This is a genomic window from Streptomyces sp. NPDC001100, assembly GCF_053598575.1.
The window spans coordinates 119613-133877 of sequence record NZ_JBSFKO010000001.1; the positions used below are offsets into that span (position 1 = coordinate 119613).

At 69.9% G+C, this 14265-nt stretch carries 15 protein-coding genes and 3 pseudogenes; 10 read left to right on the top strand and 8 right to left on the bottom strand.

Annotated features, from left to right (window positions below):
• Positions 1–56: 56 nt before the first annotated feature.
• Positions 57–301, bottom strand: a pseudogene (locus tag ACWDEW_RS00540) (diaminopimelate decarboxylase); the annotation flags it as partial.
• A gap of 222 nt (positions 302–523) precedes the next feature.
• Between ACWDEW_RS00540 and ACWDEW_RS00545 the strand changes: the two are divergent.
• The gene (locus ACWDEW_RS00545) at positions 524–2131 is read left to right on the top strand and encodes a purple acid phosphatase family protein (protein ID WP_450508197.1); all 1608 of its coding nucleotides are present in this window, start codon (positions 524–526) and stop codon (positions 2129–2131) included.
• Positions 2132–2134: 3 nt separating this feature from the next.
• Here the strand turns inward: ACWDEW_RS00545 and ACWDEW_RS00550 are convergent.
• Positions 2135–2353: pseudogene (locus tag ACWDEW_RS00550) on the bottom strand (helix-turn-helix domain-containing protein); the annotation flags it as partial.
• A gap of 22 nt (positions 2354–2375) precedes the next feature.
• On the opposite strand from ACWDEW_RS00550, the pseudogene ACWDEW_RS00555 reads away from it, so the two are divergent.
• From ACWDEW_RS00555 to ACWDEW_RS00565, 3 genes and pseudogenes are all read left to right on the top strand, one after another.
• Positions 2376–3191, top strand: a pseudogene (locus tag ACWDEW_RS00555) (sodium:solute symporter family transporter); the annotation flags it as partial.
• Between the two features lie 62 nt (positions 3192–3253).
• Positions 3254–3583, top strand: coding sequence for a class II aldolase/adducin family protein (locus ACWDEW_RS00560; RefSeq protein ID WP_450508198.1), 330 nt, complete (start codon positions 3254–3256; stop codon positions 3581–3583).
• Positions 3517–3879 (top strand): class II aldolase/adducin family protein, encoded by a 363-nt coding sequence (locus ACWDEW_RS00565; protein WP_450508727.1) that lies wholly within the window; start codon positions 3517–3519, stop codon positions 3877–3879. Before ACWDEW_RS00560 ends, ACWDEW_RS00565 begins: the two co-directional genes overlap by 67 nt.
• A gap of 114 nt (positions 3880–3993) precedes the next feature.
• Here ACWDEW_RS00565 and ACWDEW_RS00570 read toward each other — a convergent pair whose 3' ends face one another.
• Positions 3994–4629: a ScbR family autoregulator-binding transcription factor gene (locus ACWDEW_RS00570; RefSeq protein ID WP_450508200.1), complete on the bottom strand. Its 636-nt coding sequence runs from the start codon at positions 4627–4629 to the stop codon at positions 3994–3996.
• 110 nt (positions 4630–4739) lie between these two features.
• Here ACWDEW_RS00570 and ACWDEW_RS00575 point away from each other — a divergent pair, with 110 nt between their 5' ends.
• A complete protein-coding gene (locus tag ACWDEW_RS00575) occupies positions 4740–5666 on the top strand; it encodes a ScbA/BarX family gamma-butyrolactone biosynthesis protein (RefSeq protein ID WP_450508202.1) in 927 nt (308 codons plus the stop codon).
• Between the two features lie 122 nt (positions 5667–5788).
• Positions 5789–6235 (top strand): HIT family protein, encoded by a 447-nt coding sequence (locus ACWDEW_RS00580; RefSeq protein WP_450508204.1) that lies wholly within the window; start codon positions 5789–5791, stop codon positions 6233–6235.
• Positions 6236–6253: 18 nt separating this feature from the next.
• On the opposite strand, the gene ACWDEW_RS00585 is transcribed toward ACWDEW_RS00580, so the two are convergent.
• Both ACWDEW_RS00585 and ACWDEW_RS00590 read right to left on the bottom strand, forming a co-directional pair.
• On the bottom strand, positions 6254–6676 hold the full coding sequence (locus ACWDEW_RS00585; RefSeq protein ID WP_450508206.1) for a hypothetical protein: 423 nt from the start codon (positions 6674–6676) through the stop codon (positions 6254–6256).
• 40 nt (positions 6677–6716) lie between these two features.
• Positions 6717–7640, bottom strand: a complete 924-nt coding sequence (locus ACWDEW_RS00590) for an EamA family transporter (RefSeq protein ID WP_450508208.1) — start codon at positions 7638–7640, stop codon at positions 6717–6719.
• A 31-nt stretch (positions 7641–7671) separates the two neighbouring features.
• Here ACWDEW_RS00590 and ACWDEW_RS00595 point away from each other — a divergent pair, with 31 nt between their 5' ends.
• Entirely contained in the window at positions 7672–8205 is a 534-nt protein-coding gene (locus tag ACWDEW_RS00595) for a MarR family winged helix-turn-helix transcriptional regulator (protein ID WP_450508210.1), read from the top strand.
• Positions 8206–8312: 107 nt separating this feature from the next.
• On the opposite strand, the gene ACWDEW_RS00600 is transcribed toward ACWDEW_RS00595, so the two are convergent.
• Positions 8313–8657 (bottom strand): hypothetical protein, encoded by a 345-nt coding sequence (locus ACWDEW_RS00600; RefSeq protein ID WP_450508212.1) that lies wholly within the window; start codon positions 8655–8657, stop codon positions 8313–8315.
• On the opposite strand from ACWDEW_RS00600, the gene ACWDEW_RS00605 reads away from it, so the two are divergent.
• Complete coding sequence (locus ACWDEW_RS00605) at positions 8656–8970, top strand: hypothetical protein (protein WP_450508214.1); 315 nt, start codon at positions 8656–8658, stop codon at positions 8968–8970. The two genes, ACWDEW_RS00600 and ACWDEW_RS00605, sit on opposite strands and share 2 nt — an antisense overlap.
• Before the next feature lie 88 nt (positions 8971–9058).
• Complete coding sequence (locus ACWDEW_RS00610; RefSeq protein ID WP_450508216.1) at positions 9059–9601, top strand: DinB family protein; 543 nt, start codon at positions 9059–9061, stop codon at positions 9599–9601.
• 170 nt (positions 9602–9771) lie between these two features.
• On the opposite strand, the gene ACWDEW_RS00615 is transcribed toward ACWDEW_RS00610, so the two are convergent.
• The gene (locus ACWDEW_RS00615; RefSeq protein WP_450508218.1) at positions 9772–10323 is read right to left on the bottom strand and encodes a hypothetical protein; all 552 of its coding nucleotides are present in this window, start codon (positions 10321–10323) and stop codon (positions 9772–9774) included.
• Positions 10324–11156: 833 nt separating this feature from the next.
• Between ACWDEW_RS00615 and ACWDEW_RS00620 the strand changes: the two genes are divergently transcribed.
• Complete coding sequence (locus ACWDEW_RS00620) at positions 11157–12191, top strand: helix-turn-helix domain-containing protein (RefSeq protein WP_450508220.1); 1035 nt, start codon at positions 11157–11159, stop codon at positions 12189–12191.
• A 258-nt stretch (positions 12192–12449) separates the two neighbouring features.
• Here ACWDEW_RS00620 and ACWDEW_RS00625 read toward each other — a convergent pair whose 3' ends face one another.
• Positions 12450–13955 (bottom strand): GMC family oxidoreductase, encoded by a 1506-nt coding sequence (locus ACWDEW_RS00625; RefSeq protein ID WP_450508729.1) that lies wholly within the window; start codon positions 13953–13955, stop codon positions 12450–12452.
• Positions 13956–14265: the final 310 nt, after the last annotated feature.

Consider the following 14265-nt stretch of genomic DNA (forward strand, 5'->3'; position numbering starts at 1 on the left):
GCAGCAGAGGACGCGGCTGTGACCTTTGCCTCGCCCGGCGGTCTAGACAACCTGGTTTACGGCCCGACGGCCCGTCGACTCGTGTCCTCCGGCGACTCGCGGCGGACCAGGACGCAGGTCATTCTGTCGGCCACCGCGACGACCGGCGGGCGGCCGACCAGGCTCAAACGAACTCCATGGACAGATGACCGGACGCCATGGACAGGTGATGGGCACCGGCCGCCGGCACGGCGAGGAGGTCGCCGGGCCGCGCCACCACATCCGCGAGGATGTCGCCCGCCTCGCGGTGCCGGTTCCCGACGCCGGGGCGGCGGTGGCCGGAATTGATCCCTCAACTCGCCCTCCACCTCCCGCCCGTGTCAACGGAGTGGCTGCCCCCGGCAAAGCGCGGGGCAAGAATCGCCGCCGCGGACCACCGCGTGAGACGCGACGACCGTCTGGCAACGCACTGTTCACTCAGGAGCCGCCGGGAAGCGCCAGGGTGCGGACGTTGTCAGCTCAACTGCTCGCCAGGGAGGGCATCATGACCGCACAGACAGAGACACCGGACGGTTCGGCGCAGTCGTCCGAGGGGGTCAGCCGGCGGCACGCGCTGGGTCTCCTCGGTACGGCGGGCGCGGGCGCCGCCGTCACCCCCCTGCTGGGAGCAGGAACGGCACAGGCCGCCCCGCTGGAAGCCCCGGCACTCCACCGCACCGCGGACTCCTCCGGCGCGGTGCCGGTCCAGGGCCTGCACCTCACCTTCGGGGCGGACCCGCGCACCCGGATGACGGTCTCCTGGATCACCGACAAACCGGTGACCAGACCCGTCGTGCGCTACGGCACGCTGGAGCACGGCTTCGGCTCCAGCGCCAAGGCCCGCACGGTCAGCTACGTCGACGGCACCTCCGGCCGCACCGTCTACGTCCACCACGCCGCGCTGAACAGGCTCACCCCGGACACCGACTACCTCTACCTCGCCACCCACGAGGGCGCGACCCCCGACAGCGGTACGTTCCGCACCGCCCCGCGCGGCCGGAAGCCGCTCACCTTCACCAGCTTCGGCGACCAGTCCGCCCCGCAGGTGACCTGGGCGGCCAACGGCACGGTCGGCCTCGACGCGAACTCCACGCCCGCGACGAAGGACATCGTCACCGGCATCGAGCAGGTCGCCCCGCTCTTCCACCTGCTCAACGGCGACCTCTGCTACGCCAACCTGGACGTCGACCGGGTGCGCACCTGGAACAACTTCTTCACCAACAACACCCGTTCGGCCCGCTTCCGCCCCTGGATGCCGGCGGCCGGCAACCACGAGATCGAGAAGGCCAACGGCCCGATCGGACTCGGTGCCTACCAGACCTACTTCGACCTGCCGTCCACCGAGACCGACGCCGAACTCGCGGGCCTCTACTACGCGTTCACGGCCGGCTCGGTCCGGGTCATCGTGCTGCAGAACGACGACAACTGCCTCCAGGACGGCGGTGACGTCTACATCAGCGGCTACTCCGGAGGACGCCAACTCGCCTTCCTGGAGAAGGAGTTGAAGGCGGCCCGGGCCTCGCGCGACACCGACTGGATCGTCGTCGCCATGCACCAGGTCATGGTCAGCTCCACCGACGCCAACGGCGCCGACCTGGGTCTGCGCCAGAAGTACGGCCCCCTCTTCGACCGCTACGGCGTCGACCTGGTCCTCTGCGGCCACGAGCACAACTACGAGCGCTCGCTGGCCGTGCGCGGAGTCGTCAGCGGCACCGAGACGCTGACCCCCAACCCGGTCTCCACGGCCACCGACGACATCGACACCGGCCTCGGCACCGTCCACATGATCCTCGGCGGCGGTGGCGTCTCGGGCACCACGAACCAGAGCTTCTTCAAGGACGGCACCGGCAAGGTGATCACGTCGGTGTCGGCGACCCCCGGCTCCAACGGCAAGCGCACCTCCACCTACACCAAGGAGGAGGCGGTGTGGATCGGCGTCCGGGACACCGAACACCCCTACGGCTTCGCCGCGTTCACCGTCGACCCCGGCTCGCACCCGGGCGGCACCACCCGTATGCACGTGACCTACTACAACGTGAACAAGCCCAACGGCGACCTGTCGGTGTTCGAGAACTTCACCCTCCACCGCAAGCGCTCCGACGGCAAACGCTGAGCCTCAAACGGAGCGGTCCTGGCCCTCGTCCGGCAACCACCGCAGGGCGAACCAGAGTCCCATCCGCACGCCGGGATCCTGCAGGTCCACATCGAGCAGTTCGGCCACCCGTGCCAGACGGTGCCGCACGGTGTTCCGGTGGACTCGCAGGGCCGCCGCCGTACGGTCCCAACTGCCGTGCAGCGTCGGCCACGTGCGCAGGGTCTCGACCAGGACCGGCGCCCCCGGCGAACCGGCCCACGGCTACGTCTCGTTGACCTCCATCGGCGGCCAGACCATCCTCACCTTCGTGCTGATCCACACCTTCGGCATGCTCATCGGACAGGACATCTGGCAGCGGGTGTTCACCGCCCGCTCCGACAGAGTCGCGTCCTGGGGCGGCACCGTCGCCGGCGTCCACTGTCTGGTCTAGGCCCTGGCCGGAGCCGTCATCGGCATGGCCGCCAGGACCCTCTACCCGAACCCCGCCGCCGACGACGACGCGTTCGCGACGATCGTCCGGCACGCGCTGCCCACCGGCGTCCGTGGTCTGGTGCTGGCCGCCGCGCTCTCCGCGATGATGTGCACCGCGAGCGGTGCCCTGATCGCCTCCGCGACCGTCGCCGACAACGACATCTGGGCCCGGCTGCGCAGGCGCACGGTCACCGGCTCGAAGGACGACGAGATCGGCTCCGACCGCCTCGCGATCGTCGTCCTCGGTATCGCCGCCATGGGCATCGCCTGCGCCCTCGGCGATGTCATCGAAGCCCTCACCGTCGCCTACGACCTGCTCGTCGGCGGCCTGTTGGTGCCCATCCTCGGCGGCCTCGTCTGGAAGCGCGGCAACCTGCCCGGCGCCATGGCCTCGATGATCGCGGGCGGCACCACGGTCGTCGTCCTCATGGTGACCGACGGCCTCCTCGCCAACGAGCCCATCTACTACGGCCTGTTGGCCGGCCTCGTCGCCCACGTGGCCGTCAGCCTCCTCACCAAGCCGACCGAGGAGTCCGTCGTCCAGGCCTGGCACCGCCGCCCGGCGGGCGAACCGGCGCCCACCGCACCGGAGTCGAGCGTGGCCCGACCCACCCGTACCGGAACCCCCCACCCGCACCCGCACGTGCCGTATCCCCTCGAAAGGCCCCCATGTCCTCGGAAGAACTCCGGCTGCGCCGCGAACTCGCCGCCGTCTACCGGCTCGTGGCGCACCTCCGGATGACCGACCTGATCTTCACCCACATCTCGGCCCGCCTCCCGGGCTCCGAACACCACTTCCTGATCAACCCCTACGGCCTCCTCTTCGAGGAGGTCACCGCGTCCAACCTGGTCAAGATCGACCTGTCCGGCCACCCCGTCGAGGAGTCCCCCCCCACCCGGTCAACCCGGCCGGCTTCGTCATCCGCAGCGCCATCCACGCCGCCCGCCCCGACGCCCACTGCGTCCTGCACACCCACACCAGGTCCGGCTGCGCCGTAGCCGCCCAGGAGACCGGCCTGCTCCCGCTCAACCAGATCTCCATGGAGTTCTACGGCAGGCTCGGCTACCACGACTACGAGGGCGTCGCCCTCAACCTCGCCGAGCAGCGGCGCCTGGTGGCCGACCTGGGCGGCCACCCCGCGATGATCCTGCGCAACCACGGCCTGCTCACCGTAGGAGAGACGCCCGCGCAGGCGTTCCTGCGCATGTACTACCTCGACAAGGCCTGCGAGATCCAGACCACCACGACCGCCACGGGCACCCCGCTGCGCACCCCCGCCCCCCGACGTCCGTGAACTGACAACCCGTCAACTCGCCAGCGAGGACGAGAAGTCGGACCTCCAGGACGACAAGGCCTACGACCTCGGATGGTCGGCGCTGCTGCGCCTGGTGGAGCGCATCGCCCCGGACTACAAGGACTGACCCAGCAGGGTGCGGGCCCGGTCCAGGCAGCCGTGCGGGTCCGGGGCGGCCTGGAGGGCGGGGAGCAGGAAGAGCCAGAGGTCCGTCACCGCCTGCTCGACGTGTCTGCGGTCGTCCAGGGCGTCGGACACGGTGTGGGTGCCGAAGAAACCGGCGACGATGACCCGGGCGGCCCGCTCGGTATCGGTTTCCGGGGCGAGTTCGCCGTTCTCCCGCGCGGATTCCAGGAGTTGGGCGACGGTTTCGATCCAGCCCACGAACGGCCGCGGCAATTCGGCGGGAATGGATTTGCTCTCGTTCGAGAGTCTGTTGCCCGCCCGCACGACCACGTTGTCGCGGAACTCGCGCGCCACCGCGAGACTGAGGCCCACCAGCCGGTCCAGGACGGGCCCGTCGAGCGAGGTCCACGTCTCCACCAGCCTCGGCCATTCACCGAAGTGCGCCTCGAAGACGGAGGCGGCCAGGCCCTCCTTGCTGCCGAAGTGGAAGTAGATGGCGCCGCTGGTGTAACCGCTCTGCCGCGCCACGTCGCTGATGCTCGTCCCGACGTATCCATGCTGTTCGAACAGCACTGCCGCCGCCGCCAGGACGGCCTGCCGGGTGGCTTCCGCGCGTTCTTGCATCGCCCTCAACGACCCTTGCCCTTCACGCCGAATCGTCTTTTCAGGCGAATCTATCGGACAGCGCGGCATTTCTTATCCGCACCCGCAAGGACCACGCATCCTATTATTTTATGAAGGAATCAACCGGGTCTTCCCCCTCCGATGCGGCGGCGGTACCGGCGCTGAGCTGGGACCGCTCCGTACCGCGAAGTCTCGTCCACCGGAAGTCGGTCGCCGAGGTCCTCCTCACCGACGGACACGCGCTCGGCGAGGGACGGTATCTGCTCGCCGCGCAGTGGTCACGCTCCCACACCACCTTCCGGCCGGGATCCGGCGACCGGCACGACCCGCTCCTGATCGCCGAAACCCTCCGACAGGGCTGCCTGTACCTCTGCCAGCGCTTCCTGGGCGTCCCCGGGACGAGCAAATCCGTCATCAAGACCATCGGTTTCCGGCTCGACCCCGCCACGGAACCCGTGGTCGGCTACGGCGCGACCGACGTGACCTGCCGCGCCAGGGTCTACGACGTCCGTCGCGTCGAGGGCCTCCCTCATCCCGTCGCGCTCAGTCTCCGGCTCGAACTGGCCGCGGGCGAAGCCGAGTTCGGCAGCGCCGAGGGCCGGGCCCGTATCCTCACCGAGGACGAGTACTGGGGGCTGCGAGGCACCCGGGCGGGAGCGCTTCCGGCACCGGGCGAGGACGTCGGGCGACTCCCGCCGACCGACGTCTCGGCCCCCGCCCCCGGTGGCGTGATGGTGGCCCGGGACGGGACCGGCTCCCTGCGGGTGGCACCGGCCGACCTTCGACATCCGCTGTTCTTCGACCACCCCAGCGACCACATCCCCGGCATGGTCCTCCTGGAAGCCGCCCGCCAGGCCGCATGCCTCACCAGCGGCGACACCTCCGCCCGGCTGACCGGCTGCCGTATGACGGCCTCCCGGTTCACGGACTGGGACCCGCCCGCGTACGTCGTGTGCGAGCCGGCGGACGAGGGGTGGGACTTCCGGATCACCCAGGGCGGGGATGTCACGGCGGCGGGAAGTCTGTGGTGGGCCTGAGACGTACGTGTCCGACCTTGCCCGGGATCCGGTGACGGATGATCCGCCCCTGGCGTTCCCCGAAGGCGACGGCGGCGGCGTCCGCCGAGGGGTGTGCCCGCGCACGGGCCTATTGTCGACGCATGAGAGTGGATCGTCGCGGCGCCGACTGCGTCTTCTGCCGAATCGCCGCCGGTAGCGAACCGGCCCGCGTCGTCGCCGAAACCGCGGAGACGCTGACGTTCCTGCCCGTGCGGCCGGTGCACCCCGGGCATGTGCTGGTCGTGCCCCGGCGGCATGTCGCGGACATCTGGGACCTCGACGAGGAGACGGCGGCGGCCGTCGGCGCGGCGGTTCTCCGGGCGGCCCACGCGGTGCGGGCCGCCCACCGCCCCGAGGGGCTGAACGTCATCCAGTCGTCCGGGGCGGTCGCCACGCAGTCGGTGTTCCATCTGCACGTCCATGTGGTGCCGCGCTACGAGGGCGACCGGATGCCCTATCTGTGGCCCGCGAAGGCCGAGGAGGATCCGGAGCTGCTCGACGAGTCCGCGCGGAGACTGCGTGGTGCGCTGACCGTGCGTCGGCACTGAGGCGGCACCGGCCCGGCATCACAGCACGAAGACCAGCGCGAACACCTGGCCCAGGGCCAGACCCCCGTAGAAGAAGGCGAGGGTGGGAGAGACGGCGGCCTTCAGGACGCCCGCGCTCTCCTGGCCGGCTGCCAGGTTCATGGCGAAGGGCTCTATCGGGTTCTCCGGGCGGCGCACCTGGTCGTACAGGCGCCGAAACAGCCGCTCCTGGTACAGGAAGTAGGCGTCGAGGAGCCAGAAGGCCAGGACCGGGACGAAACTCACCACCGCGACCGAGCTCTTGCCGTTCCCGGCGGCGTAGGCGAGCAGTGCGCCGGTGACCGTCAGCGACCAGCCCTTGATCAGGAACGAGTTGTTTCCCATCCGGGCCACGTTCTGCTGGATCAGCTCCAGATGCCGGATCCGGTTGTCGTCCAGCCGTAAGCGATTCTCCGCCGACATTTGCCCCCCACAGCGTCAACTCGTCTGTAAAGGAGCTTACTCATCCGCACCGACGGCGCGTCCGGTCGCGCGGCCGATTCGTCACGGGGGGTCGCGGGAGGCGGCCCGCGCGGGTGGGGCGAGTGGGCCGGCCCAGGACGACTCCGGCCAGGACCAGTGCCAGTCCGCACAGTTGACGGACCGTCAGCGCCTCTCCGGCGACCGCCGTGCCGAGCAGTACGCCGGTGACGGGGTTGAGCAGTCCGATCAGGCCCACCGTTCCGGACGGCAGGTGTCGTAGCCCGGTGAACCAGACGGCGAAGGCGAGCGCGGTGGCGACGAGGGAGACGTAGCCGAACGCGAGGAGCGCCGACGCGGAGAGCGCGGGCGGCGGCCCCTCCACGGCCGCGGCGACCGGCAGGAGGAGCAATCCGCCGGCGGTGAGCTGCCAGGCGGTCGAGGCGAGTACGTCGGTACCGGTGCTGTTCCACCGTTTGGTCAGGATGTGGCCGAAGGCCGACACGAGCATGGCCGCGGCCGAGGCGAGGACTCCCGGCACGCTCACTCCGCCCGCCCCCGTGAGCAGCATCAGGCCGACCCCGCCGAGGCCGATCGCGGCGCCGGCCAGGTGCGGGAGGCCGGGCCGCTCGGCCGTCAGGGCCCAGGCGATGAGCATCATCGCCAGCGGGGACACCGCCATGACGGTCGCGGCGATGCTCGTCGGGAGCAGTTGGGAGGCGGCGTAGACGAGGACGAAGAACACACTCACGTTGAGCAGTCCGAGCACGGCGGACCGCCACCACCACGCGCCGCGCGGTCGTCGCCGGCGCAGGGCGAGCAGGACGAGGCCGGCGGGCAGGGCGCGCAGAGCCGCGCCGTAGAGCGGGCTGTCGGGCGGCAGGAACTGATGGGTGACGTAGTAGTTGGCGCCCCAGGCCACCGGTGCGACGGCGGTCAGTGCCACCCGCCGCGGATTAGCTTCCATGGAAGACAGTATAGCTTCCTGGGAAGCTATCATGGTGCGCATGGACGACCCGCGACCGCCGGACCACGTAGCCCGCATCCAGGCCGACTGGCGCCGTGAGCGGCCCGACCTCGACGTCACCCCACAGGGCGTGATCGGCCGGCTGCACCGCCTGGCCGGTCACCTGACCGAGGAGCTGAGCCTCGTCTACGGGCGCTACGGACTCAGCGAAGGAGAGTTCGACGTCCTCTGCGCCCTGCGCCGCGCCGGCGAGCCCTACGAACGGGCACCCGGCGAACTGGCCGCCCACACCATGGTCACCACCGGCGCGATGACGAAACGGATCGACCGCCTTGAGCGCGCCGGACTCGTCACCCGGCGCCGTGCCGACGACGACCAGCGCGGCCGGATCGTCGCCCTCACCCGCCCCGGACACGACCTGATCGACCGGGCGTTCACGGACCACATGCGCAACGAACACCGGTTGCTGGGCCTGCTGACGGCGAGCGAGGCGGAGGCGTTGGAGGGGCTGCTCACCGCGTGGCTCTCGCGGGTGGAGGGGGTGCGGGTGGGGGAGGGCGGGTGAGTGAGGGGCAGCGGGTAGGGGAGGGCGGGTGAGTGAGGGGCCTGTCGTTCGTCGGCTGTGCCGCTCCGCGGCCTGGCCGGTAGCTCGGAGTGAGCCGGATCGCCGGATCAAACGTCGTCTTCGGGCCCGGCGTTGCGAAGGACCGTCTCGTACTCGCCCGTCGCGACGAGCCCGTCGATGACCTCGACCATTGACGGCACGCCCGGGTCACGGACGACAAGGCCGTCCCAGCACCACCAGTAGTCTCCTTCCGGCTCGCCGGCCTGCCGCTGCCTGTCCATGACACGGCGCACCTCGTCGAGCGTGAGTACGGTTCCCGACCAGCGCTCGCCGTCGTCACGGATGACCCACATGTCCACGTCGCAGACCTCGTCGAGGTCCTCGCCCGCACCGGGCAGGAAGCAGATCTCGTACCCGGTGCGCCTGACGCGGTAGAAGGGCCCGTCCCACATGCCTGCTCCGTCTCTGTGCCGTCCAGCAGTACAGGCGCTGGTCCTGCCCGCGGATGCCGTGGGCAAGCCGGGCCAGATCGACCAGGATCCCGGTAGCTGTCTCCTGGCCGAACGCTTCGCCGGACGCCGCCCGCTCCCGGACCCACAGCCGACCGGCTTCGACAAGCCGGGACTGGCCGGCAGCGGCAAGTGCGTCCTGAAGGGCGTCGGAGGCGGCGAAGAGTATCGGGCCGTCGCCGTCGCCATCGCTGTCGCCGGGATCCGAGAGCTCACCGAGGCATGGTGCCTGTCCGACCGAATGTGGACCACCTGATTTTTGCGCGGATGTGCTCGTCGAAGGAGTAAGCCTCGGCGGGTCCGTCCAGCGATGAGTTCCGATGCGCAGAGAGGTCTTCTTGGGCATGCGAACCAGTGACGTCGTCGTCCAGAAGATCGTCAGGCCCGAACGCACCGTATCGGGCCCGTGGTTGGAGGTGATCGCCTCGAATCTCGACTACCACCGGGCGACCTTCCTGTGGAAGTGCGAGGGACTCTCGGACGCGCAACTGCGGCTACGCCCCCTGGGATCCTCGGCGTTGACCCTGCTGGGGCTCATGCGCCATCTGCAGGGGGTCGAACGGGCCTGGTTCCAGCGGACGTTGGCCGGCACGGCGCCCCGCTTCTTCCCGTATCGGACCTACGTCACCGCGGACGGCGACGAGTGGTACGACGAGGCGGACGCCACGCCGGCCAGGGACGTCTACACGGACTACCTGAAGGCGTGCGAGGAGTCGCGGCAGGTGTTCGCGGCGGTGACCGCCGACCTCGGGCGCATCGTGCCGAACCCGGAATTCGGTGACACGGACGTGCGGTTCGTCCTTGAGCACGTGATCGAGGAGTACGCCCGCCACGTCGGCCACGCGGATCTCCTCCGCGAGGCCATCGACGGCGCCACCGGCGAGTGACCGGCAACTCGCCCAGGGAAGTTGGCCGGCAGGTGCTTGCTCCGGAGGCCGAATCGCGTGATCACGTTGGTTCTGATCGGGTTGCCGGGCTGACCGAGTCCGGCCGTGTCGTCCTGCGTCCTCCAGCCATATACCGGAGATGCCCGGATCACGGCCTTGTGCGACACCCTTCAGCAGGGGAAGTCGTAGGCGATGAAGGCGAGGCAGACGACCGTTCCGTCCTCCTCCAGTGCCTCGTAGCCGTCTCGTTCCTCCTCATTGACCGGGAAGAACAGGGCGTTGCCACCGCGGTCCGGATCGGTGACGATCTCGGCGTAGTTGGCCCGGCGGCCCTGGCCGTCGTCGGCCGCGATGATCCGCTCGACCTCGTGGAGATCGGCGTCGGCATCGCGGCCGTCGACGTGCAGCGGATCGAACGGATCGCTGCACGGGACGGCGTATCCGTCCAACGCCGCCGGTTCGTAGCCGTTGTATCCGTCGGTCCAGTCCGCCGCGATGATCCGGGCCGGATCCGTCAGCGGCAGGACGACCATGCTGGCCCGGGCCACCGCCGGTTCGTCGCCCACCTGAGACCAGTAGAAGCCCGCGTACACCGGAGCCTTGCCGGGGCCGGAGAGCAGACCGCCGTGACCCCATCGACCGGTGGTCGCCATCCCGTACCAGGTGACGTTCTCCGCGAGTTCCAACTCGCCGACGTAGGGGAACCATTCCGGCCGCGTCATTCCCTTCTCGCAGTCCCGCCGCGTCCAAGGGGGCGACGACAAGTCGCACCTGTGCGTGGCGAACCCCGCGGGTGTGTGCGATCGGCCGGACAGGTTCTGGACGCGCCCGGCGGCGGCACGACTCGACTCACTGACGCTGGAACGGCGGGGAGTTGCCGGTCTTCCGATGGTGTCGATCTCGGCGTTGGACCGTGAGTCCCCGCCCCCGCGCTCGCGGGGATCCGGCGCTGGGCGATCACGGTCCGGCAGGCGTCGAGTGCGGCGACCCGGCAGCGGACCAGGGTGTCGACGGGTTCGTCGACGAGGTCGGCGGGGAAGTGGGCGATGGCCGCCAGGGACGTGTCTCCGTCGAGGACGGCGACCACGTACAGCGCGAGCAGGGAGCTCGGGCGGTGGCGGCCGCCCCGGGGCGGGGATCGGGCATCCGGCCCAACACGTCTGCCAGGCAGCTGAGTTGTGACGGTTCCGGGCAGGTGGAATTGGTGTCCGCGGTGTGGAGTTGCAGGACGCCGACCGGGGGATGGCAGGCGAAACGCGACCCCCTGTTCGTGGGCGAAGGCTTCTGTTCGTGATCAAAGGCTTGGCGAAGCTTGATCATCACGGGTCGCGTCTCTCGTTGCCGAACTGGGCGAGCCGGCCACGGCGGCGCGTACGCAGGCGATCAGCTCGTCTCGCCGGATCAGAACGCATCAGCTCTCTCCCACGACCCTCGTCACCCGGGTCGCTGTAGGAAGATTGGCGCAGTGCGCACATGCGCCGTGGTGACGTCCTGCGGAACACGAGCACCACAGGATGGCGTCTGAGCACTGACGGTGGGGGGGGATCAGAGGGTCATGGACAGTTCTGGAGCGGGGGTCGACGGCGCCCGTGGGGTGCTCGCAGTGGACTCGACCGCCCCGGGCGCCGCACCGCGGGGACTCGACGCCTTCCGGCGCGGATGGGAGACGCAGATCGGCGACGACGTCTTCCGACTGCCGGACTTCAGCCCGGACACGATCGGTGACTTCCGGGTCAAGGGCAGCGTGGCCAAGGTGCAGGGCGCGGCGATCGCCGATCTTCACGCCGCGTCGGCAACCCGGACCGCGGACGCTCCGGGCGGCGATCAGGATCTGGTGGCCATGTACGTGGTGCAGCGCGGCGCATGGACTCTGGGCGGCCCGCGTGGTCGCGCCGAACAGACCGTACCGGCCGGGCAGTTCCTCGTCCGGCACGTCGGGCGTCTGACGGCCTTCGAGACGTCGGCGCACATCACGGCGAAGTTCTTGGTCCTGCCTCCGGGCGAACTCAAACCCCTGCTCGGGAACCGCGTCATCACCGGGCCGACGGACTCGGCCGAGATACGCCTGCTGACGGCCTTCACGGACATGATTCACACAACTGTGGCCGACCTCGGCCCAGCCGGTGTGGAAGCCACCCACGGCGCCCTGATCGAGCTGGTCAAGGCAGTGGCGAAGGGCCGGTTCGACGACGTGGAACCCCGGCTGGCTCCCGCGCTCACCCGGGCAGCCAAGGACCTCGCGGACCGCCGGCTCGCTGATCCCGGCCTTTCTCCCGCGATGCTCGCGCGTGAACTCAACGTCTCCGTCCGTACGTTGCACCGGGCATTCGCCGCGGTGGGCGAACAGGTGGCCTCCTACATCCGCAGCCGGCGACTGCAGGAGGCCCGGCTCGCCCTCACCGCGCCGTCAGGTCGCCTGAGCATCTCGGAGCTGGCCGCACACTGGCAGTTCGCGGACAGCAGCCACTTCACCCGGACCTTCAAGAAGCACTACGGTCAGACTCCCACCGAGTACGCCCGCTCGGCCGGAGCAGCCCCGCCCTCGCCGAACAGGCATCTGCCGGGCCACGGGCCGGCCGGGAGCATGTGACAAAGGTGCGACCGCAGGCCGGTGTGGATGTTCCCAGCTCGCTTCCCCCGCAAGACAGGGCGGCGCTGTGGGCGGCCTGGGCAGGTGATCGCGGCGGGATGTCGCGCTCCCCGGCGAGCTGAGAGGTGATCCACCGCCCCGCGGCTCACCATTCGGCAAGCAGGATGCCGGCAGTCGGTCTGGACTCCGACCGACTGCCGGCGGTCCAGGCGTCGGGGACGAGCGCGTCGCGGCAGCGCCGTGGGCGCTGAAGACGGCTCAGTCGAGCAGTTCGGCGGCCCGTTCGGCGATGGCGTAGACGGTCGCGTTGGTGTTGGCCGAGGGGATGGACGGCATCACCGAGGCATCGGCGACCCGCAGTCCGGCTATTCCGTGCACACGAAGGTTCGCAGGGTCGACGACGGCATCGGCGTCGGTTCCCATGCGGCAGGTGCCGGTGTAGTGGAAGTAGGGGCCGGTGGCCTTGCGGAGGAACTCGTCCACGGACGCGTCGCTCGTCCCGGAGCCCGGCACCGCTTCCTGCTTGCGCCAGTCGGCGAACGCCTCGGCCTCCCCGATGCGGCGCGCCAGGGCCAGGCCCTTGCGCATGACCTCCAGATCACGGTCGTCGCTCAGGTAGCCGGGGTCGACGACGGGAGCGCTGCCGGGATCGGCGTCCGCGAGGCGCACGGTGCCGCTGCTGTGCGGAGCCATCGCGGAGAAGGCAATGGAGTAGCCGTTGGCCGGCGGCTCGCCCCATGCCGACGGGAGCGGCGCGGCGACGACGTAGACCTGAAGGTCCGGCCGCGCCGCGGCGGGGTCGCTGCACAGCAGGCCCATCATCTCGGCCGGCGGATTGGCAGGGACGAACGGTACGGGCTGGATGGCCTCGTACACCACGCCCGCCATCGGATGGTCCTGCAGATGGGAGCCCACTCCCGGCAGGTCGGCGACGACGTCGATGCCGTGTTCCTCCAGGTGTTGTGCCGGGCCGATCCCGGACAGCATCAGGAGGTGTGCGGAGCCGATGGCTCCCGCGGTCAGTACCACCTCGGTGCCGTCGACGGACAACTGCTCCCCATCGATGGTGTACTCCACGCCGGTGCAGCGACCCGCGGTGATGCGCAGCCGCTGCACGGTCGCGTCCGTCACGACGTCCAGGTTCGGCCGGTCGAGGAACGGACGGATGTAGGCGTCGGCCGCGCTCTGGCGGGCTCCGCCGGGCAGATTCATGTCGCTCCGTCCGAACCCGGTCTCCAGCCCGCCGCCGATGTCATCGGCGCGTGCGAACCCGGCCTCGACCGCGGCGTCGATGCCCGCCGTGGCCAGCGGATGGGGCTCCGGGACCGGGGCGACCACGACCGGCCCGTCCGTGCCCCGCACGGAGGCATCACCGCTGCGAGTGCTCTCGCTGCGGCGGAAGTAGGGCAGCAGATCGTCGAAACCCCATCCTGGAGCACCGAGTCCGGCCCATTCGTCGTAACCGGAACGGTGCCCCCGCAGGTGGTAGAGGCCGTTGATGCTCGACGATCCGCCGAGCGCCTTGCCGCGCAGCACGTCAGCGGCCCTGCCTGTACCGGCCTGCACCGGCGAGGCGCCCAGCCAGAGGGACGACGGGTCGAACCCCAGGAAGCCCCAAGGGGATGCCATGGTCTCGGTTGCGTCCCGGGCTCCGGCCTCCAGCAGCAACACCCGGACGCCGGGGCGTTCCGAAAGCCGGGAGGCGATCACGCATCCCGCTGTTCCCGCTCCCACCACGACATAGTCATAAGAAGTCTTGCCCATCATGTCTCCGCTTTCCACGGCAGCCTTGCCCGACCGCCGGATTTCAGAAAATCAGCTCCTCGACGATCAAGGGGCTGATTGCGCTTATGTACTGAAGGGGTTCAGAAGTGAGGAGGGCTGTCCTGATGAGGCCCGCCACGCGCCCCTGCCGGTGTGGGCGTTGCTGGTGCTGACGGCCACGCGGCCGGAATTCTCTCTGCCGTCGGAGCTTAGGAAAACCGACACAGCGCACACTTGGACCACCGCGACGTCCGTTCGGAACCTGAGCGCCATAAGAGCTCGCAAAAGGATCTTGGTGTGGGAGCTGGCG